The organism is Kineococcus sp. NBC_00420, assembly GCF_036021035.1.
In the GTDB taxonomy this organism is placed as follows: Bacteria; Actinomycetota; Actinomycetes; order Actinomycetales; family Kineococcaceae; genus Kineococcus.
Window position 1 is genome coordinate 168,675 of the sequence record NZ_CP107930.1, and the last position, 19,702, is coordinate 188,376.

Below are 19,702 nucleotides of genomic sequence, written 5' to 3' on the forward strand. Positions count from 1 at the left end.
GAGAGGGCCGAGAAGAGAGCCGCCGGCACCAGCCACAGCATCCAGATCACACCGTCATGATCCTGGACTCCCACGCGAATGCCAGCGCCATCTAACGACGATGAGCCGACCGGGCGACCTCACGGTCATCCCGCGCTGGTCGCGCTTCGTCAGCGTCAGCGTCAGGCGTCCAGCGCGGCCAACACGGGCCCTAATGATGCAGGCAAGACCACAGCCAAGCGCACCCGCGCCCCACTGGTCGTGACGAGGTCGACGATGCGTGCGTCTGTACCCACCCGCAACGACTCCCGGAATGTGGGATCACGTGGACGCGTATGGCTGGACACCATGAAAGAGATGGTCCTGTCTTGTCTCCGCTGAGAGGCGAACCGACTTCGATCGAGGTCGACGTGACCGCTCGTCAAGGTCACGTGACCCATCGTCCAGCGAGCTCCCACACCGGGGACGATGCCCTCCACGACGCTTACACCACACAAGATCTTGCCTCGAGACGTTTCCCGTCCCGACTGTCGGCGACGAATCCACGGGGTGACCGCCGCGATGAAGGTGGCTGACACCGCCACCCCACCAGCGCGACTCCAGCGATCCGAAGTCGGCACTCCGAACACTGCGGCGACGACCCAGCCCAACCCGAAGGTCACGACCGCTGTCACAGCGAGTGAGACCACCGCCGTACCCCACCCAGCGTGGTCCTCTTGCTTGTTCACCTGCACATGCTGGCCTGTCACCAGGGAAGAGGTGCATCGATCACCCAGATGGACGCACCTTCGACTTCACGGTCATCCCGCTTATGTGGGTGATCGGTGTCAAGGGGGTCAGGACGCGGGCTGGTCGAGGCCTCTGAGGAGGCCCGCGAAGAGCTGCTGACGCCCTTGTTGATCATGTTCGGCGGCGTGGTCGTACTGGGCCTGCAACGTCGGTCGGAAGGCGATCGAGGTCTGGAAGAACGTGCAGGTCTCGCAGACCGACTCGAAGGTGCAGTCCAGCGCCGGAGGTCGTGTGCAGAAGCCATTGCCCAGCATCCGCTGATGCATCTCGCGGTGCAGGCGGGCCATCTCCGGGCCGGCCGCGGAGGCCGGCAACGCAGTGTTCTCGCCGTCGAGGTTGTCGGGGTCGTGGGCGGCGTAGAGCGCTTCGACCTTCTCGGTGACGGCGAAGTACTCATCAGCGACGGTCCGATTCGCGATCTTGGCGTAGCGAAGGGTCATGTCCATCGAGTGATGCCCCAGCAGGGCAGCGATGGCTTCCAAACTCATGCCGCGGTTGATGGCCTGAGTGGCCAGGGTGTGGCGCATCTGATGGGGGTGGACGTGGCCGATGCCGGCGGCGGTGGCGACGTTGTTCAGGCAGCGGGTGACGCTGTAACGGTCCATGGGTATGCCGTTCTCCCGCGGCAACAGCAGCGGGTGGGCAGGGTCGACGAAGCGGTCACGGTAATCGGCGATGAGCTCGACCAGTTGGGGGTGCAGCGGGATGTAGCGATCGTCGAGGAGTTTGCCGACAGGAACGTGCAGCCAGTGCCCAGCACCGATCTGGCGGACCGCGTCGCGGCGCAGACCGGTGAACTCCCCGACGCGCAGTCCGGTGCGGATCAGGACCTCGCAGATGACCCGCTCGAGCAGACGCGGTCGGGTCTGCGCGGCGCGCAGGAACTTCGCGGCGGCGGCATCGTCCAGGGCCTTCGGCAGGGGTTTCTCCTGCCGCGGCAGGTCACCGAAGAGAATGGGAACCGTGGGTGGGGCCTGCGGCCAGTCCCAGTCGCGGATGCGGATGAAGAAGGTGCGTAGGTTGCCCAGGCGGTGGGCGCGGGTGGCGGCGGTGACGGGTTTCCCGCGCTGGTTGGTGCGGGCGGCCAGCCAGGGCTTGTAGTCCTCGATGTGGACGCGACGAACGTCAGCCAAGCGGGTGATCTGAGGGTGTTCCTGGAACATGAACTGGGTGAAGCAGCGCAGCGCTATGTCGGAGTTACGGACACTGCCGGAGCGCAAGGTGGTGGCGATCTGCCTCAGGTAGGCGTGCATGGGAACGGTCAGCTCTGTTGCGTCACCCATTGCCTCAGAGTCGATCTCGGCCCAGCTAAGGAAGCGGTCGGGTTGCTTCATCGCCGACCTCGCAGTCCCATGACCGTTGACGTGATCGGTGAGATGACCTCGGGAGTGGGTGGAGCAGTGCGGTGGCCAGCGAACGCTTGAGCATCGATGGCTTCGGCGGCGCGGCGATACTGCCCCGCCAGCCAGTCATCGCCGAGGTGGAGGTAGATGCGGGTGGATTCGATGGACGCGTGACCGGCCTGGGCCTGGATCGCTTCCAGGGCCATGCCCGCTTCGCGCAGCCGGGTCAGGCAGGTGTGACGCAACTGATGGCAGGTGACGTGCGCCAGGCCGGCGCGACGCCGTGCTCCGTCGAGGACCTCGTCGAGTCCCGAGGCCGACAGTGGGTGCCCGCGGCGGGGACCCTTGAGAACGCAGAAGACGTGTCCGTGCCCCAACTGGTCGGCTTCGGCTGGGCGTTCGAGGCTGAGGTAGTCGCCGAGATGGGTGAAGAACCGCCTGGAGATCGGGATCTGGCGTTGGTGTCCGCCTTTGCCTTCGGCGATGAATACCCGCCGTGCCCCGACGTTCAGGTCCTCCAGGCGCAGGCGCAGGACCTCGCAGCGACGCAAACCCCCGAGCAGCATCGCGGCGACCATGGCGTGGTCGCGGTGGGTGCGCAGGGCAGAGGTGAGAGCGTCGGCTTCGTCGGGGTTCAGGATGACCGGCAGGGTCCGCGGGGAGCGGACCAGCGGGGTTCTCGATCCGCGACTGCTACGGGGCTGGTCGTGTTCGCGCCGTGTCGGCAGGCCGAGGGGGACGGGGTTGGCGGTGATGTCGCCGCGGGCGAGGAGGAAGGTGTAGAAACCGTTGATGCTGGACAACCGGCGTCGAACGGTGCGGGCACTGACCCCTCCAGCAGCGTCGGCGTCGGCGACGACGGCGATCACCGGGCCGAGCACTTCCGCTGATCCTGTTCGCTGGGCGGTGATGAAACCCAGCACGTCGGCGGCGGTGACCTCCGCCGGGGTCTTGGCGATGAGGGTGAAGAAGACCTTCAGGTCGTAGCCGGCGGCCAGGACGCTGTTGGGTCGACAGCGGGCGGTGAGGAAGTCGAGGTAGGCGTCCAGCCAGGGCTCACCCAGGCGCACGGCGGGCAGTCCGGAGGGCGTCAGTCCTTGGGTCAGTCGAAGATCCAGAACGGTCATGAGGGTGCCTCCACGCTGAGGACGTCGAGCCGGTGAGGCTCAGACCGGAGGTTAGCCCCCGATCACCCACATATCATCGCGGTGCGCGCAAGGTCAGCCGCTACGGTTACGCCGGTGCGAATCCCCACCTCATCTTCAGCGGCCCTGCTGATCACCGGCACCGTCGGGTCAGGCAAGACGACCACCGCCGGATGTGTCGGCGCACTGCTGCGTGAAGGGGCGACCCCTTATGCCGTCGTCGACCTCGACGCGCTCCGCGATGCATGGCCCAGCCCCCGATCTGACCCCTTCTATGAGCAGTTGATGCTGGCGAACCTGCGCGACGTGGCCCGCAACCACCTCGCCGCCGGTGCGCGCCGCCTCGTCCTGGCCGGGGTACTCGAGGACCCCGCGAAACGTCCCCTGTACGAGCAGGCTGTTGGAGTGCCGCTGACGGTATGTCGTCTGCGCGTGGACCTGTCCGACGTCACGGCGCGCTTGCGTCAGCGACACCGCGACGACCGCGACGCCTTGGACTGGTACCTGCACCGCAGCGGAGAACTAGACGCGATCCTCGACGCGGCGGGCATCGGTGATGTCGAGGTGGAGGTGGCGGCTGGGCAGGTCCCATCCCAGGTGGCACGGGCAGTGGCCGTTGCCGTCGGATGGGACGCCGACGCCGACTGACAATCGCTGACCGCCGCCACCTCACGGTCATCCCGCGTTGTGCGCACTGTCGCTGGCGGCCAACGACGTCACGGTCCAGACGATGACCGAGGCGTCGTCTGCTCGGGAACACTGAAGCGGTGGACCCGCTCTACCGCGCCCGAGCCCGAGCACACGTCGGCGATCTGCCGCCTGAGCTGATAACCCAGTGGGCAGCCCTAGCCCTGACCCGCGGCTACGACTCACCGACCCTGCGCGAACTCGCCGGCGCCCCAGACGATCCACCCACCTTGCGCGACCTGCTCACCACCGCCCTTGACGAGCTCGGCGCCCCGCGCCTGAACGACCACCAAGCGCTGTGGGTCATGGCCCACACCCACGCCCGCGCCGTTGTCGACGGCCTCATCAGCCCTGAAGAGGGCGCCGAGCTGCTGTGGCACATCGCCCGCGACCTGGGCTACCCCGACCAACTGGCCTTCTTCGTCAACGAGGCCACCGACTGGGAGTACGCCTGGGAGCTGGACCACGATGAGAGCAGGCGAGACATCGTCGAAGAGGCTGGCACTCTGCTGGCGACCATCACCGCCGAGACGCTCGATCAGGAGCCTGACCCGGCTCGCCTGCCCGTCTACTGGCACGAGGTGGACGAGCTACCTACGACTGAGTGAGCCCCAGCGCACCTGTTTCGCGGCGCTATCGCCCTGCAAGCGACGTCACGGTCATCCCGCGGTGCGCGCGAAGCGCACGGTCATCCCGCGGTGCGCGCGAAGCGCACGGTCATCCCGCGTTGTGAGCGCTGCCCCGGCGGCCAGCGACTTCACGGACATGACGATCTGCGGAAGGTCGGCCAAGGCCACCCGCAGGACCGACGACCATGGCCAAGGCGCTGGTCCGTAACCCGGGCCCTGCGACGTCCACACCCACGAAAGAGTCGCCTTCAGCTAGCGTTCGTCCATGGTTGAGCGCACTGCTGACCGCGTCGTCGTACCCGACGTCGTCGGACTGCCGTTCCACATAGGCGAAGACCTGGCTCGAGACGCCGGCGTGACCCTGGCCAACCCCGACCCTGACGGACCACCAATCGGTGCCCTCGCCTGGCCAGGCCTCTTCTACATCACCGCCCAGCACCCCGCTCCGGGGACCGAGCTGTACCGCTGGGACTCAGTCGCTGTGGACATCACGGCACACGGGGATGCTGAGTCCACCGCCCCACTCTTGCCGCCCAGCACTCCGCCCAGCGATCGAGTCCACGCCAACCCCAGCGCGGAACCTCACCAGCTGTATGGCCGCATGTCACACCAGCACGGGGCTTGAGGACAGAGCAGTACCCCGCGGCCGTCACGCTCCACGAGCGACGTCACGGTCATCCCGCGATGCGCGCGCAGCGCACGGTCATCCCGCGACCAGGACGTTCCGAGTGGCATCCCGTTCAGGCAAATCTGAACGAGGTCAGGACGGCCCCGAGAGTGCCAAGCGCTACAACGGGACCTCCACCTCGATCGAATCCCCCGCGAGACCGAGACGAAGGCGCAACCACTTCGCCTCCACCGGCGGCAACGGGGCGAAGAAGCGCTGCCCCAGCCAGTCAGTGCCTGAACCTCCCGCGTTAGCTCCCTCGGTCGAGTAGACGGTCCCCACGTCATCAGTGACCTCGACAACCACCTCGAACAGTCGAGTACCGGGCTGCTCCGGCGCAGCCTCACCCCGTTCCCGTCCGACCTCAGCCCACTCGGCGAACGCCTGCTCGTACTCAGCAAGCACGGCATCGCGTCGCGGGGAAGGCTCCACGTCCAGACCCACCACGACATGGGTGTCCACCCGCACGCCGATCAGGCGCACGGAGAGACCTGCGACCACCCCGACGGTCACGGGGGCCGTTGGCCCAAGTCGACGCACCGGGACTGCGTCGACCTTCACGACGAACACCTGCTCCTCCTGGCCATAGTCGAGACGAAACGCGCCCGGACCCAAGCGTCGTCCTGCACGGTTCGGGACGTCCTCACCGTTGCGGGCGTGGGTGAGCAGCTGGCTCAGGACAGACTCGGCGTCAATCACTCGAGGAACGCTAGCCAGTCCCCGGATCTCACCGTCGGGGGTTCAGACACCTTGCAGCTACGCAGCAGTCGAAAGTCAGCAGGTCCGTGCCAGCGATGCTCTTGCGGTCTTGCAGCAACCGGGACGAAACCACCGCCGCCGCACCCCCCGGACTGTCATCCTCTCGATCATGGCTCCCAGGACACGCAGTCTGCTGGCTCTTGGCACGGCATCACTCGCCCTCACCGTCCTGACCAGCTGTGGCACCTCCACACCTGACGCCGACGCCGTCATCGCCGGCTCGCATGACCTCCTGGCTTCCTCCCAACAACAACTACTGCTGGGTCCCGTTCCAGGAACCGGATCAGAATCGCTACCCGACTTCACCGTCGATGGCGCCTACGAGGTCAAGGTCCGCTGCATCGGAGACGGCGCAGCCTCCATCACCATCGACGGCCAAAACCACGACCCCGGAAACTGCAGCGACGGCATGACCGGCCTCAGCAGCGAGGCAACAGGACAGTCGGTCCACGTCAGCGTCGACGGCTCAGAGGACCTCTACTGGGTCGCTGCCGTCTTCAGGTGCACCCAGACAGAGTCCACCCTCTCCTGCTGAACCACATCACCTCGAGGAACGGAACGCTCGCTCATGTCGATGTCCGCACGATGGACGCTCGAGTCGATGAGCCCCACTTGCTCGTGCTTCACCCAGCTGCATCGCGTGGGTAGCGTCACCACATGAACCACCGCAGACTCGTCGACGGTTGGGCCGCGTGGTTGCTCATCCTTGCGGCCGCGTTGCCGACAGTCGTGACCATCGGCCTCGGCTGGTTGGCGTTCAGCGGCTACTGGGACAGCGGGCCCGCTCTATCCCGAGCTACGACGGGGAGGGAGCTGCTCGCGTACCGCTGGTCCAGCTTCTGGTTCAGCAGCCCCGCCATCACCACCTTGCTCCTGACGGGTCTGCTCCCACTGCTCGTCCTCGCCATCACTGCGGTCATGAACCGTCCACGTGCCCTCCTCCTCACAGGCGCCGGTCGTAATGCTGCAACGGCTGTCGGTGGCGTCACCATCGTGCTGGGCCTAATCGAGGTCGCTGGTTTCGTGGCTCAGCTCACGCGTTGGCTACCCATGCACGCCTGGGCTGGCATCTCACTATCTGAGCTGATCACCTTCACGCCTTTCGCCGTGTTCGCTCTCAGCAACACGGTCCTGAGTGTCGTCGTCACGGCTCTCTTGCGGCGTGTGAAGGGGCCTACCGAGCAGCTGGCCATCGACGAAGCTTCCGGGGTGGCCGTTGTCGGGGTGGCCGAGGAGGAAGAAGCAGCTCAGCCGAGCCTCGCGTCCGAGGTTGCCGATGCCAAAGCGGGAACGTTCCAACTGAAGAAGCCGCCGGCCATGCCCACCCCATCAGCCGCCGACCTCGACCTGTACCGACGCTGACGTTCACCGACGACGTTTAACCGGTGGAGTCACGTCTGCAGGCAGCAGTCAGACCGCAATGCGCGCTGGCGCGCGGTCATACTGCGATGAGCGCGGACGTCAGCTGCTGGCGACGTCGCATCGTGCCGATGAGCGAACGGTGAGTCCATCCCGCGGAGAACGACCGGGTGGACATCACTTCAGTGCCGCTCGTGCCCCTGGTTGACCTCACGAGCGGCACCGTTCGCCCTCCACGCAGCCGCCAGCAAGAGCAGCACGACAAGACCAAAGAGGACCTGCGCCCCGACCGCGACTACCCCCGACGCCGACGCAGGAGCCAGGTGCGGCAGCACGATCGTCACAGCTAACAGCAGGACCGCCGCAGCAACAGCTGTCCGGACCACCCACAGCAGCAGCGGCACGGCAGCACGGTGACCAACACGCCAAGCCTCCTCTGACGCCCTGGTCTGCGGGGTCCGGATGCCGATGACGCCGTTGTTGACCAGGGTGCCCTGACGGATCTGAGACACGATCACGCCTGCGATGACTGCGAGGAGCAGCAGACCAGCCGTAGCGATGATGCCGATGGAGTACGTCATTCTCGCTCCTCCGGTCACTCACTCCTCCCGAGCTCAGGTCGAGCGATCTCAGGATGGCACTTCGACGATCGGGACCTCACGGTCATCCCGCGTTGTGTGCGCTGCCGCTGGTGGTCGGCGACGTCGCGGTCTTGTCGATGTCCGGACGCAAGCCCGACCTTGGGGGCCACCCCTCAGCACCTACAGGTAGGCATGCCGAACCGGTAGGAGCGGCTGCCCCTCAGCTACCGCGAAGCACCACCGCTTGCACCTGCAGCGCCTCAGTCCCGCACCTGCTGGCGTGCGACACGGTCGTAAATCACCCTGAAGGGCCCGATGGCTGCGACGCCCATAAAGGCAGTACCGCTGATCACGAACAGCACGAAGTCGATCAGTACTGGAGCCATGGACGACGCTAGAGACGCCCCGTCGTCAGGGTCTACGAACAAGGACACACCGGTGTGCACCAGGGCGCCGACGAGGGCGCTCAAGAAGGCAGCGACACCCCAGGACCACTGACCCTGCTCACGAAGGACGCCTCGCCGTGCGCTGCGCGCCCCGTCCACGGCGCCCCACACAACGACGAAAAGGCCCACAGCAACCGCAAGGATGAGGAACAAGCCGATGTCAGCGCCACCCACATCTCGTCGTGCGGTGACGTAGCTGTTGATCCGTCCAGCCGCCAGCAGTCCCAGCACCAAGCCGAGGACTCGCAGAAGGACGGGTCTTCTTGGGAGTTGCATGATCAGGTTCACGCGTCGTTGCGCCCCTTCCGGAGTCAGTGATCACGACCTGTCACCCGGCCGACGTTAGTGGCTACCCATGGTCGTCGCCGCCGTCCGCGACGTCACGGTCATCCCGCGTTGTGCGCGGTCCTGAGCCGCCAGCGACGTTGCGGACATGTCGATGAGCAGGCGGTCAGCGGCCGCTGAATCGGCGGCCTACTGCAAGACCGCGGAGCGAACGTCAGAACGTCGTAGCACCGCAGCGCACCACTGGAAGTGGCCGTCAGCGGTACCGCTGTAGGCGTTGGCCCCGATCAGGGCGTAGACCGCCTTGAACCGCAAGACGTCCGCACGCCGGACGCTGAACGCCTCGACGAACAGGTCGGTCAGTCGCTGATCCGTGCGCAGGGCGTGAGGGCCGTACATGTCGAAGAAGCCCGACGTCAGCGCCATCTCCAGCACCGGATCGGCCAGCATGGTCAGGAACCCCCAGTCCAAGACCGCGCTGAGCCGGCAGTCGTCGTCGACCAGCAGGTTCTCCGGGCAGATGTCACCGTGCTGCAACGCGACCGCCACGTCGCGACGACTAATCAAAAAGGCGTCGCAGGCGTCCACCAAGTCATCCAGGCGCTCGACGTGCGCCCGCAGCAGACCCCCGAAGCGTCGGGTGCGGTCGTCGAGCAGCCGCTGCAGGGCCGCCTCCCAGGGCTGTGCGGTGGTCACCGCTGACTCCCCCAGCAGCGGGAGGTCGGGCACGTCGATCGGATGTTGCTGCGGGATGGTGCGCAGGGCGCTGAGGAGCTCGACCAGTGCCTGCTCGGCGCGGGGATCCAGGTGCCCGGTGGTCAGGTCGTAGAAGTCGCCGATGCTGCGTCCGCGCAGGCGCGGCTGGCGAAGCAGAGAGCGACCATCGGGCAGGCCCAGGCGGCCCAGCGGGGCAGGGACAGCAAACGGGAGCTGGCACTCGGTCAACTGCTCAAGCAGTCGCTCCACGGGCTCCGTGGGCGCATCACCGGTCGTTGCTACGTCGCGGGGCAGCCGGGCGACGGTCTGCTCGTCGAGGGCGTAGACGTCAGCCTCCATGCCGGCGGCCAACCAATGCGCGTCGGGGTAGCCCAGAGCGTGCAGCTGTGCAGGCACCGGATCAGTCTCGTCGATCACCGACCCAGTCACCCAGACCCGGAGTGAGCATGTCCACCGCACCGCTGGTCCACGGTGACCTTGGGCTGGCGGTGTGCAGACGCGGAGTCGACCTCACGGTCATGGCGCGCTGCGTGTGTCTCACGGTCATGGCGCGCTGCGTGTGTCTCACGGTCATGGCGCGCTGCGTGTGTCTCACGGTCATGGCGCGCTGCGCGTGTCTCACGGTCATGGCGCCGTCCGTGCGCGATCACGGCGGCTGGCGACCGCGCGGTCTTGTCGATGACCGAGACACGTTGAAGGCCTGACCACCCGCATGTTCTTGAGGAGCGGGCCGCGTGGGCGGCAGCCGTGGTGCCCTGGTCGGCTAGAAAGTCAGACGTAATCGGGAACTCTGCAGCCGCTGCGGGCATATAGGGATGTGAGCACCACGACCGGCACGCCGCCCCCGCCAGGCGATGAAGGCGGGCACCCGCGCGACGCCCCCACTACCCAGCCCAGTGACGGTGAGCTGTGGAGGCGCGCCACCGCCGGCGACCCCGACAGCTTCGCCACGATCTTCGACCGCTACGGCGACACCATCCACGCCTACTGCGCCCGCCGCACCGGCTCCCTGGACACCGCCGACGACCTCGTCTCCATCGTTTTCCTCGAAGCCTGGCGCCGCCGAGGCGACGTCGAGCTCATCAACGACGAAGTCTTGCCCTGGCTCTACGGCATCGCCGGGCACACCCTGCAACGCCGCTGGCGCACCACCCGCCGCCACCGCGCCGCCCTGGACCGCCTACCGCGCTTCGAGCACGAGCCCGACCACGCCGACGACGTCGCCGCCCGCCTAGACAACCAGCGCCACCTCGATCAACTGCAGGCCGCCTTCGCCCGGCTGCGCCCGGCCGAGCAGGAGGTCCTGACCCTGTGCGTGTGGCAGGGCCTGGACTACGCCTCCGCCGCCGTCGCCCTGGGCGTGCCGATCGGCACCGTCCGCTCCCGCCTGTCTCGAGCCCGGACCCGGCTGCACACCAGCGCCACCGCAGGCGCCACCGCAGGCGCCACCGCAGGCGCCACCGCAGCGCTGGACCTGCGCGACGAGGACAGCCGCACAGCGGCTACTGCAGTGAGGCACCGGGACGACCCGAAGGCCGGCGCTGCGCCGCCTGACCCGGACCGCCCCCGAGCCCGGGCCACCACCCGCAACACCTCCCGCGCCACCTCGTACGGCGCTACCCCCCTGACCACTAGCCCCACGGAGACGGACCTGTCATGACCTCCACCCTCAACGGCATGAACCGCAATCGGCACGCCGCGGTGCGCGCCCTACTGGTCCAGCAGGCTCAGGCGACCACGCTGCAGACCGCACCGGCTGCGGGCACCAACTCCGGCAGCCATCCCCAACGCACCGACGAAGCAGCGGTTCGACGCCCGATCTGGCGACGGTCGAAGCTGGCGCTGACCTCCGCAGGTGGTCTACTCGCGGCCGGACTAGCTGTCGTGACCATCGTGACGGTCTCGCGCCCGCTGCCGGCCTACGCGGTCACCGGCGGAAACGGCAAGGAAGTGAAGGTCCAGGTCAACCGCCTCGAAGGCGCCCACGCCCTCGAGGAGGCCCTGGGCAAGAAGGGCATCACCGCCGACATCACCTACCTGCCACGCGACAAGATGTGCCAGCCCGGGCGGTACGTCGCAGTGCAGGCTCGCGGTCTTCTTCTCAGTGTCACCGAGGACAGGTTCGAGGTGACGATTGCCCCTGGCATGGTCGACAAAGGGCAGACCTTCGTCATGTCTGCCTCCACACCGACGCCCGTCAAGAACGGCTTCCGCTCCAGCGTTGAGTTCGATGTAGCTGAAGGCCCCATCGCTCCGTGCATCCCAGTCGACGCATCATGACCGGCGGTAGGTGCACCCACCCTTGATGCCTGCTGCCCAACGGGTGAGGTGGATGGGCCCTGCGGCCCTCCTCTACTTCGCCGCAGCAGCGCTCATGTTCGCGGTCGTCCTCTGAGAAGAGGTCTCCGTCAAGCTAGCCGATGGGTAGAAGACTTCATGGTCATCCCGCCCTCGGGCGACGTCACGGTCACCCCGCCCTACCGAAGGTGGCGAGCGGAGCCCTTCACGAGCAGACCCCGCGTAGACCCACCTGCGCCGCACACGACGCCCCCGGGGCCCACCCACGGCCGGTCCGGGGGCGTCGTCACACCCACCCGGAGGGCAGCCCGTGACCCCTTCGACGCCGCTGGCCACAACCCGGCCCCTGGCCGGCCTGCCCCAGCGCGGGTGAGGTACCGGCGGTCAGTCACGCGGGGGCAGCGACATCTTCACGGGTGACCAGCCCGACACGTCCGTCAGCTGGCCGCGCCACAGCAGCCCCGGCTGACCGCTGACCGGGACCATCTGGCCGCCGCTGATGAAGTGCGCGCCCGTCAGGTGCACGTACCGGATCGTGTCCTGAGTCTGCGGGGGCAGCTCGCTACGCCGTTCGGCCAAGGTCTTGTTCAGGCCCTCGACGAAGCTGTGGCCCGTCGAGCCCTCCTTAACCATCTGCTCCCAGGCGTCGAACCACTTGTCGATGCCGGTCAAGATCCCGCTCACCGGACCAGAGGGCGTGAACAGGGTCACGCCCATCTCGAATCCGTCGACGTCGTTGGCGAGGCTGACGATGAACTGCAAGATCGCGTCCGCCTCGACGGGCGTGGGCATGGGGACCTCGTCGGGGGCGTCGGTCAGTTCGGGCTGATCGGTGCTCATGCCCGGAACATAGACGGCTGTCACGACAGCGTCGCCCCCTCCGCGCGAAAGCTTTGACGACCGGGTCCCACAACGGGCCGTCCTGGTCGGTCACGCTTGAAACATGACGACGATGTGCGCAGCTGCCGGGTGTGGTGCCGACGCGGTTGAGGACGTCCCCGACGTCGCGGCTAAGGCCCGGACCCGGGAGGACCCGGAGTACGTGACCCTGACCGAGCGGGTGCCGATGTGCGCGGAGCACGCGCTGTTGATGCGTCGGAAGGCGATGGCGCCCTACGTGCTGCGACTCGTAACGAACCAGCCAGCCGCCGCGGCTGCTCTGGGCCGGTTGCAGCTGGTCGCGGCCGGTGAGGGAGCCCATCAGGACCTGGTGCTGGTGGACCGGTTCGTCGACGACAGCCAGCAGGTCGCACGGCTGTCGGAGGACTCCCCGGACCCGGAGTGGCAGGCCACAGCTGCCCTGGTGGAGGCGATCACGACGGCCATGGAGACGGAGCTTCGTCGGCACCTGAGCTGACGAGCGCGGGGCCGGCGGAGCAGTCACGGAGGGTCACGTCGGGGTCCAAGGGCGGAACTGCCTGACGGGCGACATCACGGTCATCCCGCGGTGCGGTGGCTTGGGTCAGCCGGGGTAAGCCCGCCGGCACATCTCCGACTCATCCCGCAGCTCGTAGTCCTCCTCGTAAACGCACACCGCGCACGCCTTCACGTCGCGCTGGCCCGGCCCCGGATGAGCACCCTGCGGATGCCCGCAGTCCATGCAGAGCAGCTCATCACCCTGCTCCTCCTGCCGGCGGGCGTCTGGCCGCGGTAGCCACCCCAGCCACCGCCGCTTTCGCTGAGCCCAGCGCTCCCATCGTTCCTGCTCACTTCGCGCCCTGGCCTGTGCGTGCAGCCGTTCCAGCAGCTCCACCGTGGCCACGCCGCCCAGCCGCTCGCGCAGGCGCTCGACCTCGGTGTTGGTCAGCTCCACAGTGATGGACGACGCACTGTCGTGGAAGGTGACCAGGGCCTCCTGCTCCGCCGCCGGGAGCAGCTCGACGTGGATGGACCAGGCCGTGTAGGTGCGCAGCAGCGCCTCATGGGCGGGGTCGGTGCGGTCGATGTCGATGCCCATGCCGGTGTCCCGGCCGTCGCGGTGGGCGTGCATCTGCCGCAGCGCGGTCTGGGCGTGCTCGACCTCGGCGGGCAGCTCGTCGCGGTAGTCGCTCCACGCGTCGACGTAAGCCCACGGCGCCGACTCGGCCATCACGTCCAGGAAGGCCGAGCAGACCAGCTCCGCAGTGGTGCGCGGCAGGTCGGTCTCGGTCACGGCCCAGGTACGCCGACCGCTGCTGTCCTCGCTCACTTGCTCATGATCGCGCGACCAGGCGGTGGACCTGGTCCTGAAGCCCAGGTTCACACTCACGGCGTCGCATCCGAACCGCACGGTCATCCCGCGGTGCGCGCGGACATCCGGGACCGGCAACGGGCCTTCTCGGCGATGGCTAGGCGGCAGTCACCAGGTGCTGAGGTCCGTGGTGATGTCCGTGGAGGCGGGGAACACCGTGATGCTGTCGCCCGCCAGGGGCGCCAGTTCCAGGTAGCTGAGTCGGTCCTCGTCGATGAAGAGATGCAGCACTGCCCCGGGAGCTTCGGCTTGCAGCACGACGCGACCGTCGACGGTGGCCGGGGTATGGCCCTCGGCGTCGGTGAGCTCGATCGAGGGGCAGATGCCGCACTCGCACGAGCGGCCGGCCAGGGTGTGGGGCACCTGACTTAGCCACCGGGCTCGGTCGGCGGTGGTGATGGGAAGCTTCCTGATGTTGGTGCCCCGTTCCAGCACGGCGATGATCGCCTCGCGCTCACGCAGGGTCAGTGCCCTGGTCGGGTCCGCGGGGGAGGAAGTCGACACGGGTTCCATCTTCGCCCGGTAGGTGCTCGTGCAGCCACCACGAGGGTGCGGTCGCCACAGTGTTAGGCCGTCTGCCGCCCCACATCGACCGCACGGTCATCCCGCGGTGCGGCGAAGCGCACGGTCATCCCGCGGTGCGGCGAAGCGCACGGTCATCCCACGCGGCGGTGCACGCACTCCGGTCAAGTCCCCAGAGGTGGTGTACGACTCGCCACGTGATGCTCCGTGCGGTCAGGCCGTCAAGGCCTGCATCGTGAGGTCGGAGTTCACCTCCGCAGTAGTCTCAGTGCGCGCGACCCCGCTGGGCAGGGTGATCAGGCGGCAACGGCCCAGCAGGTCCAGACCGAGGTAGCGGCGGCCTTCGGTCCACTCATCGTCCTGCTCAGCCAGCACCGCCCCGACGAGACGGATCAAGGAGTCACGGTCGGGGAAGATCCCGACCACGTCGGTGCGGCGGCGGATCTCCCGGTTCAACCGTTCCTGCGGATTGTTCGACCAGACCTGACGCCACACCTCCTTGGGGAACGCGGTGAACGCGAGGACGTCGGCGCGGGCGGCGTCCAGGTGGGCGGCGACCTTCGGTAGTTTCTGCTCGACGGCGTCCAGGATCCGGTTGAACTGGGCGTGCACGGAGTCGGCGTCAGGCTGGTCGTAGACGCTGTGCAGCAACGTCTTCACCCATGGCCAACTGGTCTTGGGTGTGACGGCCATGAGGTTCGCGGCGTAGTGCGTTCGACACCGCTGCCACGACGCGCCGGGCAATGTGGCGCCGATCGCGGCGACCAGACCGGCGTGGGCATCGGAGGTGACGAGGCGGACGCCGGTCAAGCCTCGGGCGGTGAGGTCGCGAAAGAAGCCCAACCAGCCGGCCCCGTCCTCTGCACTCGAGGTCTGCAGCCCGAGGATCTCCCGGTGACCGTCGGCGTTGACACCGACGGCGAGCATCGCGTGGACGTTGGCGACCCGGCCGTCTTCGCGGACCTTCATCACGAGGGCGTCGGCGGCGACGAACGTGTAGGGGCCGGCGTCGAGACGACGGGTCCGAAACGCTTCGACCTGGACATCGAGGTCCTTCGCCATCTCGCTGACCTGCGACTTCGACAACCTCGTGATGCCGAGGGACTCCACCAGCTTCTCCATCCGGCGGGTGGAGACGCCGAGCAGGTAGGCGGTGGCGACGACGGTGGTCAGGGCCCGTTCGGCGCGCCGACGTCGCTCGAGCAGCCAGTCGGGAAAGTAGGTACCGGAGCGCAGCTTCGGGATGGCGGCGTCGATGGTGCCGACGCGGGTGTCGAAGTCGCGGTGTCGGTAGCCGTTGCGAGAGTTCATCCGGTCCGGACTGGTGGCGCCGTAGCTGGCTCCGCAGACGGCGTCGGCGTCAGCGGACATGAGGGTGTTGATGAACGTGGACATCAGCTCGCGCAGCAGGTCCGGGCTGGCCTGGGCGAGCTGCTCGTCGACGAAGTGGGCAGGGTCCATCATGGGGTTGGCGGTCATCGCGTGGTCTCTCTTCGGTCTTGAGCGGGAACTCAGTTCGAAGCATCACGCGGTGGCCGTCCTCTACGAGTCAGGCGCGCCCGTCCCCGGCCTGGTCGTACACCACTCTGGTGGACTCCACTCGCACTCCTCGCACTCCCAGTCCACAACCCGGGCCTGAGAAGCTCACACAAGCAGCAGCGAGGAGGACACATGCCCCGGTTCCACACCATCGACGTCTACCCCTACAGCGGCCACGTCGATCGACCGTGGAGCGAAGACGCCGACGCCGACGCGTTCGCCAAGACCGCCCGACGCGTGTGCGAGGCCTACTCCCGGGCCCTGGCAGCGCAAGACCTGCACGGCAAGAACTCCACGCTCCTGCTGCACCTCGACCGCGTGAGCGAGGAGCACACCGCCGATCTCGACCACGTGCACGTCGTCGTCGACACCGACCACCGCGAAGGTCCTGAATCCGCCCGCGTGACGCTGCCCGCCGGCGTCGCCGCCCTGAGCGCCCCAGCGCGGGCGCTCCTCGTCCTGGACGTCGTCCACGGCGCCGCTCTCCGTCTGGCCCAGGCGCGATCGATGGACGTCGCCCGGTTGGATCTGGTGCGCCAGGCCGTGCTGGGCGACGGGCTGAGGTTCCTCTGGTCCAGCGCGCCCAAGGTCAGCCCCGACCGGCGCCACCGGGCCAGCGTGCTCGTCGAACTGGCCGACGACGGCTTCGGTCGGTCCCGGATCCTGGTCCACCGCCGCGACGAGGGGGACCTCGTCGCGGTCTCGGACGAGCACCTGGCCTACTCCTCCAGCGAGGGATTCACCCGCGCCGCCACGACCTTGCGGTGGCTGGACTCGCAGACGGTGCAGCTGACGCCCTACTCGGACTGGCTCGACACCACCCGCGGCGCCGTGACGCTCACCCTCCCCGTCTCACCCAGCCCGTCGCTTCCGGTGGAACCGCCGCCGGTCGTCGAGGCCGTCACCGCGGACCTGCCCCGGCCTGCTGTGGTGGTCGAAGGACGCGGTTTCGATGCCCCGGAGGGCAACGAGTTCCCGCAGTGGATTCAGGGCGGTGCGCGGTTCTTCGTCGAAGGCTTCGACCTGTTCGGGTACGCCGAGTGCCTGGACGCCACGGTCGAGCTGATGGCCGCCGCACCCGATTGGAAACGGTGGTGGGAGTCGGGTGGGCAACCCGGTGTCGACCTCGTGGTCCACGTCCAGGCCCTCGACGACGACCATGTCTGGCCCGCCGCGCTGCGCGACCCCCAGGCGGTGACGGCACGCCGTTTCACTGACCGCGTCGAGGTGCACTACCGCACGACGGCCCCGTCCCCTCAGGGTCCGCTGGAGCACGTGGCCGAGTGGGCTCGTCAGGACCTAGACCGCGCCGTCACCAAGCTCAGGAAGCGGTTCCGTTTGGCCCAGCAGCCAGACCTGCCGCACCTCAACGAGGCGCTACTTGGCGCGGCCCAGGCTCTCGCGGAGATCAGGGCCCGAAACATGACCGGATAGGCCAACTGCGACAACTGCGACGTGTCGGGACGTCACGGTCATCCCGCGATCCGGTGGACGTCAAGACTGATAGACCTCGATGCCCTGCCTCTCACGAAAGGCACGAGAGTTGTCAGCCTCCATCCACCGCACCCGCCACTGCTCGCCGACGAAGACGAAGACACCACGATCAAAGTCGTCCAGAGTCGCCACCAGCTCCTGCCCGACCGTAATGAAGTCGCTGACCAGGTCGTCGTCCTCGAACCAGAGCCCTTCGAGCCGGTAGTGCGGGGCTGACCAGCCCCGCCACCACAGGTGCCCGCCCGTGCAGGTTCACCCGGTGTCGATGCGGCAGTACAGAACCGCCTGGCGGCCGTCCGCGTGCTGCAGGTGCGCTCCGCGGTCGCGACACGCCTCGACGCGTTCGTCACGCGGAGGTTTCTCCTGCATCGGCGGCTTCCAAAACACCTGCCGATCTTGTCAGGAGACCTACCGGTCATCCCGCTGGCCGGGACGTCCGCCCACGCCCCCGACGAGCCCACAGCACCGCCCCGGTGACCCCCGCGGAAACGACCGCAGCCATCATCCACGGCAGAGCCGGCCACGCCGGAGGGTTGTCGTAGCTGCTGTCCGCGATCACCGCGCTCTTCACCGTCCACACCACCAGCAACACCACGCTGAGCAGGTACAGCCCCACCGCCCACACGCTCCAGCAGCGCCATCGAACGGCAGCTAGCACCGGCAACCCCAGAACGCCCAGGGCTACCAGCCCCGGACCGACAGTGTTGATCAATCCCAAGGGTCAGCCCCTTGCCCCGACACGACCTGCACGTCCTCACCATGGCAGGTGCAGCACGCGTCAACCGGCGATCTTGCCCTCCTGCACAGCTCCTTCGCTTCGGACACGTCCGGTCATCCCGCGGTGTGAGCGCTGTCGCCCCGGGGTTGGCGACGACCGGATCTGGCGATGACCGCGTGCACGACGAGCGCGCCGATCACCCGCATATCCCGCCGTTCGCGATGGTGCTCGGCCAGGCGTCACACGGACGTGCTGCAGCCGAAGCGGCGGAGGTCCACGGCACAGGGAGCAGTGGCCTGATGTCTCCCTTCCTGCGACAGTCGCGACGTGACCAGCTACGACAGACGTTGGTGGGGACGCCTTCGGGAGCCCGTGCTCTCCTCATCGTTGCGCTGTGAGCGATGACGCTGGAGCAGCTGCGGTCTCGGCTGGGCATGTACCTGTCCCGGCCTGGCGCGCAACACCTCGGTCACTCACCGGGGCTGCTGCAGGAGGTGAGCGGAGGGTGGGCCAGCAGCCTCTACACCTTCGACCTGCACCGGAACGAGGAAAGCACTGCGCCCACGGTGCGCCTGGTGCTCAAGACCTACGCGCCGGACGAGGACGGACGCGCCCACGCCGTGCGGGAGTGGCAAGCCCTGCAGCGGCTGCGCGCCGTGGACTACCCGGTGCCCCGCGCGGTGCTGCTGGAGCCCGACGCCGACCACCTGGGGCGCCCGTTCGTCGTGATGGAGCACGTTGCGGGGGTGACCTTGTGGCAGGCTCATGAGGCCGCCGACCCGGGTACGCAGGCCCAGCTGGTGAGCGCGTTCACCGCTGCGCTGAGGGCGCTGCACGCCCTGGATCCCCGCCTGCTGGAACCGGCCGACACCGATCAGGGCGAGTTCGACTACGTCGAGCGTGAAGTTGCGGAGTTGCACCGCGACAGCGCCGGCGTGGTGCGGGTCGGGCTGTCCAACGTCCTGGGATGGCTGCGCGAACGCCGGCACCTGGTGCCCTGCCTGCGGCCGGTGATCCTGCACCGCGACTACCACCCGTGGAACGTGCTTGTGGACAGCTCCGGACGGCCTTGGGTGCTGGACTGGGACTGGCGGATCGGCGATCCCCGCTTCGACCTGGCCTGGACGTGCACGTTGATGCAGCGCAGCGGCTTCGACGCCTTTGCCCAGGCCGTGCGCCAGGAGTACGCGTCCACGGTCGGCGCCGGTGATCCGCTGGAGGAGTTGGCGTACTTCGAGGTGTTGACGACTGTGAGGTGGCTTTTGAACGTGCTGCCCTCGATCGAGTCGGGGACTCGGTTGGACGCCGCGACCAGAGCCGAGTTCCGCGCCTTCCTCGTCGGACCGGTGCGTGAGGCGCGAGCACTCCTGCGTGCCCGTACCGGGATCGACGTCGAGGTGCAGGTTCAGACCTGACCACGCCCCTGTCCCGGAGGGGTGACCCTGCTCAGACCACTTCACGGACATCCCGCGGTGCGCGCGCTGTCGCCGGCGGCTGCGACCTCGCGGTCTCGGC

Annotated in this window: 20 protein-coding genes; 9 read left to right on the forward strand and 11 right to left on the reverse strand. The window is 67.9% G+C overall.

What is annotated here, in order from left to right:
- Nucleotides 1-815: 815 nt before the first annotated feature.
- Nucleotides 816-2,102 carry a tyrosine-type recombinase/integrase gene (locus tag OG218_RS00880; RefSeq protein WP_328291319.1) on the reverse strand — a complete coding sequence of 429 codons (1,287 nt, stop codon included), beginning with the start codon at nucleotides 2,100-2,102 and terminating at the stop codon, nucleotides 816-818.
- Complete coding sequence (locus tag OG218_RS00885; protein WP_328291320.1) at nucleotides 2,099-3,238, reverse strand: tyrosine-type recombinase/integrase; 1,140 nt, start codon at nucleotides 3,236-3,238, stop codon at nucleotides 2,099-2,101. Before OG218_RS00885 ends, OG218_RS00880 begins: the two co-directional genes overlap by 4 nt.
- A gap of 114 nt (nucleotides 3,239-3,352) precedes the next feature.
- On the opposite strand from OG218_RS00885, the gene OG218_RS00890 reads away from it, so the two are divergent.
- On the forward strand, nucleotides 3,353-3,904 hold the full coding sequence (locus tag OG218_RS00890) for an AAA family ATPase (RefSeq protein WP_328291321.1): 552 nt from the start codon (nucleotides 3,353-3,355) through the stop codon (nucleotides 3,902-3,904).
- 119 nt (nucleotides 3,905-4,023) lie between these two features.
- Nucleotides 4,024-4,551 carry a hypothetical protein gene (locus OG218_RS00895; RefSeq protein ID WP_328291322.1) on the forward strand — a complete coding sequence of 176 codons (528 nt, stop codon included), beginning with the start codon at nucleotides 4,024-4,026 and terminating at the stop codon, nucleotides 4,549-4,551.
- Nucleotides 4,552-5,359: 808 nt separating this feature from the next.
- On the opposite strand, the gene OG218_RS00900 is transcribed toward OG218_RS00895, so the two are convergent.
- Nucleotides 5,360-5,938: a hypothetical protein gene (locus tag OG218_RS00900; RefSeq protein ID WP_328291323.1), complete on the reverse strand. Its 579-nt coding sequence runs from the start codon at nucleotides 5,936-5,938 to the stop codon at nucleotides 5,360-5,362.
- Between the two features lie 169 nt (nucleotides 5,939-6,107).
- Between OG218_RS00900 and OG218_RS00905 the strand changes: the two genes are divergently transcribed.
- Nucleotides 6,108-6,533: a hypothetical protein gene (locus tag OG218_RS00905; RefSeq protein WP_328291324.1), complete on the forward strand. Its 426-nt coding sequence runs from the start codon at nucleotides 6,108-6,110 to the stop codon at nucleotides 6,531-6,533.
- 122 nt (nucleotides 6,534-6,655) lie between these two features.
- Nucleotides 6,656-7,360, forward strand: coding sequence for a hypothetical protein (locus OG218_RS00910; RefSeq protein WP_328291325.1), 705 nt, complete (start codon nucleotides 6,656-6,658; stop codon nucleotides 7,358-7,360).
- Between the two features lie 179 nt (nucleotides 7,361-7,539).
- On the opposite strand, the gene OG218_RS00915 is transcribed toward OG218_RS00910, so the two are convergent.
- The 3 genes from OG218_RS00915 to OG218_RS00925 all read right to left on the reverse strand — a co-directional run bounded on the left by OG218_RS00915 (nucleotide 7,540) and on the right by OG218_RS00925 (nucleotide 9,803).
- Nucleotides 7,540-7,938, reverse strand: a complete 399-nt coding sequence (locus OG218_RS00915; RefSeq protein WP_328291326.1) for an SdpI family protein — start codon at nucleotides 7,936-7,938, stop codon at nucleotides 7,540-7,542.
- 260 nt (nucleotides 7,939-8,198) lie between these two features.
- Nucleotides 8,199-8,672: a hypothetical protein gene (locus tag OG218_RS00920; RefSeq protein WP_328291327.1), complete on the reverse strand. Its 474-nt coding sequence runs from the start codon at nucleotides 8,670-8,672 to the stop codon at nucleotides 8,199-8,201.
- A 186-nt stretch (nucleotides 8,673-8,858) separates the two neighbouring features.
- On the reverse strand, nucleotides 8,859-9,803 hold the full coding sequence (locus OG218_RS00925) for a phosphotransferase family protein (protein ID WP_328291328.1): 945 nt from the start codon (nucleotides 9,801-9,803) through the stop codon (nucleotides 8,859-8,861).
- A gap of 400 nt (nucleotides 9,804-10,203) precedes the next feature.
- Here OG218_RS00925 and OG218_RS00930 point away from each other — a divergent pair, with 400 nt between their 5' ends.
- Entirely contained in the window at nucleotides 10,204-11,046 is an 843-nt protein-coding gene (locus OG218_RS00930) for an RNA polymerase sigma factor (RefSeq protein ID WP_328291329.1), read from the forward strand.
- Nucleotides 11,043-11,666 carry a hypothetical protein gene (locus tag OG218_RS00935; protein WP_328291330.1) on the forward strand — a complete coding sequence of 208 codons (624 nt, stop codon included), beginning with the start codon at nucleotides 11,043-11,045 and terminating at the stop codon, nucleotides 11,664-11,666. Before OG218_RS00930 ends, OG218_RS00935 begins: the two co-directional genes overlap by 4 nt.
- Nucleotides 11,667-12,068: 402 nt before the next feature.
- Here OG218_RS00935 and OG218_RS00940 read toward each other — a convergent pair whose 3' ends face one another.
- Nucleotides 12,069-12,524 carry a hypothetical protein gene (locus OG218_RS00940; protein ID WP_328291331.1) on the reverse strand — a complete coding sequence of 152 codons (456 nt, stop codon included), beginning with the start codon at nucleotides 12,522-12,524 and terminating at the stop codon, nucleotides 12,069-12,071.
- 103 nt (nucleotides 12,525-12,627) lie between these two features.
- On the opposite strand from OG218_RS00940, the gene OG218_RS00945 reads away from it, so the two are divergent.
- The gene (locus OG218_RS00945) at nucleotides 12,628-13,041 is read left to right on the forward strand and encodes a hypothetical protein (RefSeq protein WP_328291332.1); all 414 of its coding nucleotides are present in this window, start codon (nucleotides 12,628-12,630) and stop codon (nucleotides 13,039-13,041) included.
- Nucleotides 13,042-13,146: 105 nt separating this feature from the next.
- Here the strand turns inward: OG218_RS00945 and OG218_RS00950 are convergent, their stop codons facing one another.
- The 3 genes from OG218_RS00950 to OG218_RS00960 all read right to left on the reverse strand — a co-directional run bounded on the left by OG218_RS00950 (nucleotide 13,147) and on the right by OG218_RS00960 (nucleotide 15,915).
- Nucleotides 13,147-13,872 carry a hypothetical protein gene (locus OG218_RS00950; protein WP_328291333.1) on the reverse strand — a complete coding sequence of 242 codons (726 nt, stop codon included), beginning with the start codon at nucleotides 13,870-13,872 and terminating at the stop codon, nucleotides 13,147-13,149.
- A gap of 150 nt (nucleotides 13,873-14,022) precedes the next feature.
- Nucleotides 14,023-14,418, reverse strand: coding sequence for a hypothetical protein (locus tag OG218_RS00955; protein WP_328291334.1), 396 nt, complete (start codon nucleotides 14,416-14,418; stop codon nucleotides 14,023-14,025).
- Between the two features lie 231 nt (nucleotides 14,419-14,649).
- Nucleotides 14,650-15,915: an IS256 family transposase gene (locus OG218_RS00960; RefSeq protein WP_328291335.1), complete on the reverse strand. Its 1,266-nt coding sequence runs from the start codon at nucleotides 15,913-15,915 to the stop codon at nucleotides 14,650-14,652.
- Nucleotides 15,916-16,107: 192 nt separating this feature from the next.
- On the opposite strand from OG218_RS00960, the gene OG218_RS00965 reads away from it, so the two are divergent.
- Nucleotides 16,108-17,409, forward strand: a complete 1,302-nt coding sequence (locus OG218_RS00965) for a hypothetical protein (RefSeq protein WP_328291336.1) — start codon at nucleotides 16,108-16,110, stop codon at nucleotides 17,407-17,409.
- A gap of 60 nt (nucleotides 17,410-17,469) precedes the next feature.
- Here the strand turns inward: OG218_RS00965 and OG218_RS00970 are convergent, their stop codons facing one another.
- On the reverse strand, nucleotides 17,470-17,601 hold the full coding sequence (locus tag OG218_RS00970) for a hypothetical protein (protein WP_328291337.1): 132 nt from the start codon (nucleotides 17,599-17,601) through the stop codon (nucleotides 17,470-17,472).
- A gap of 987 nt (nucleotides 17,602-18,588) precedes the next feature.
- Between OG218_RS00970 and OG218_RS00975 the strand changes: the two genes are divergently transcribed.
- Entirely contained in the window at nucleotides 18,589-19,602 is a 1,014-nt protein-coding gene (locus OG218_RS00975) for a phosphotransferase family protein (RefSeq protein WP_328291338.1), read from the forward strand.
- The last annotated feature ends 100 nt before the right edge of the window (nucleotides 19,603-19,702 follow it).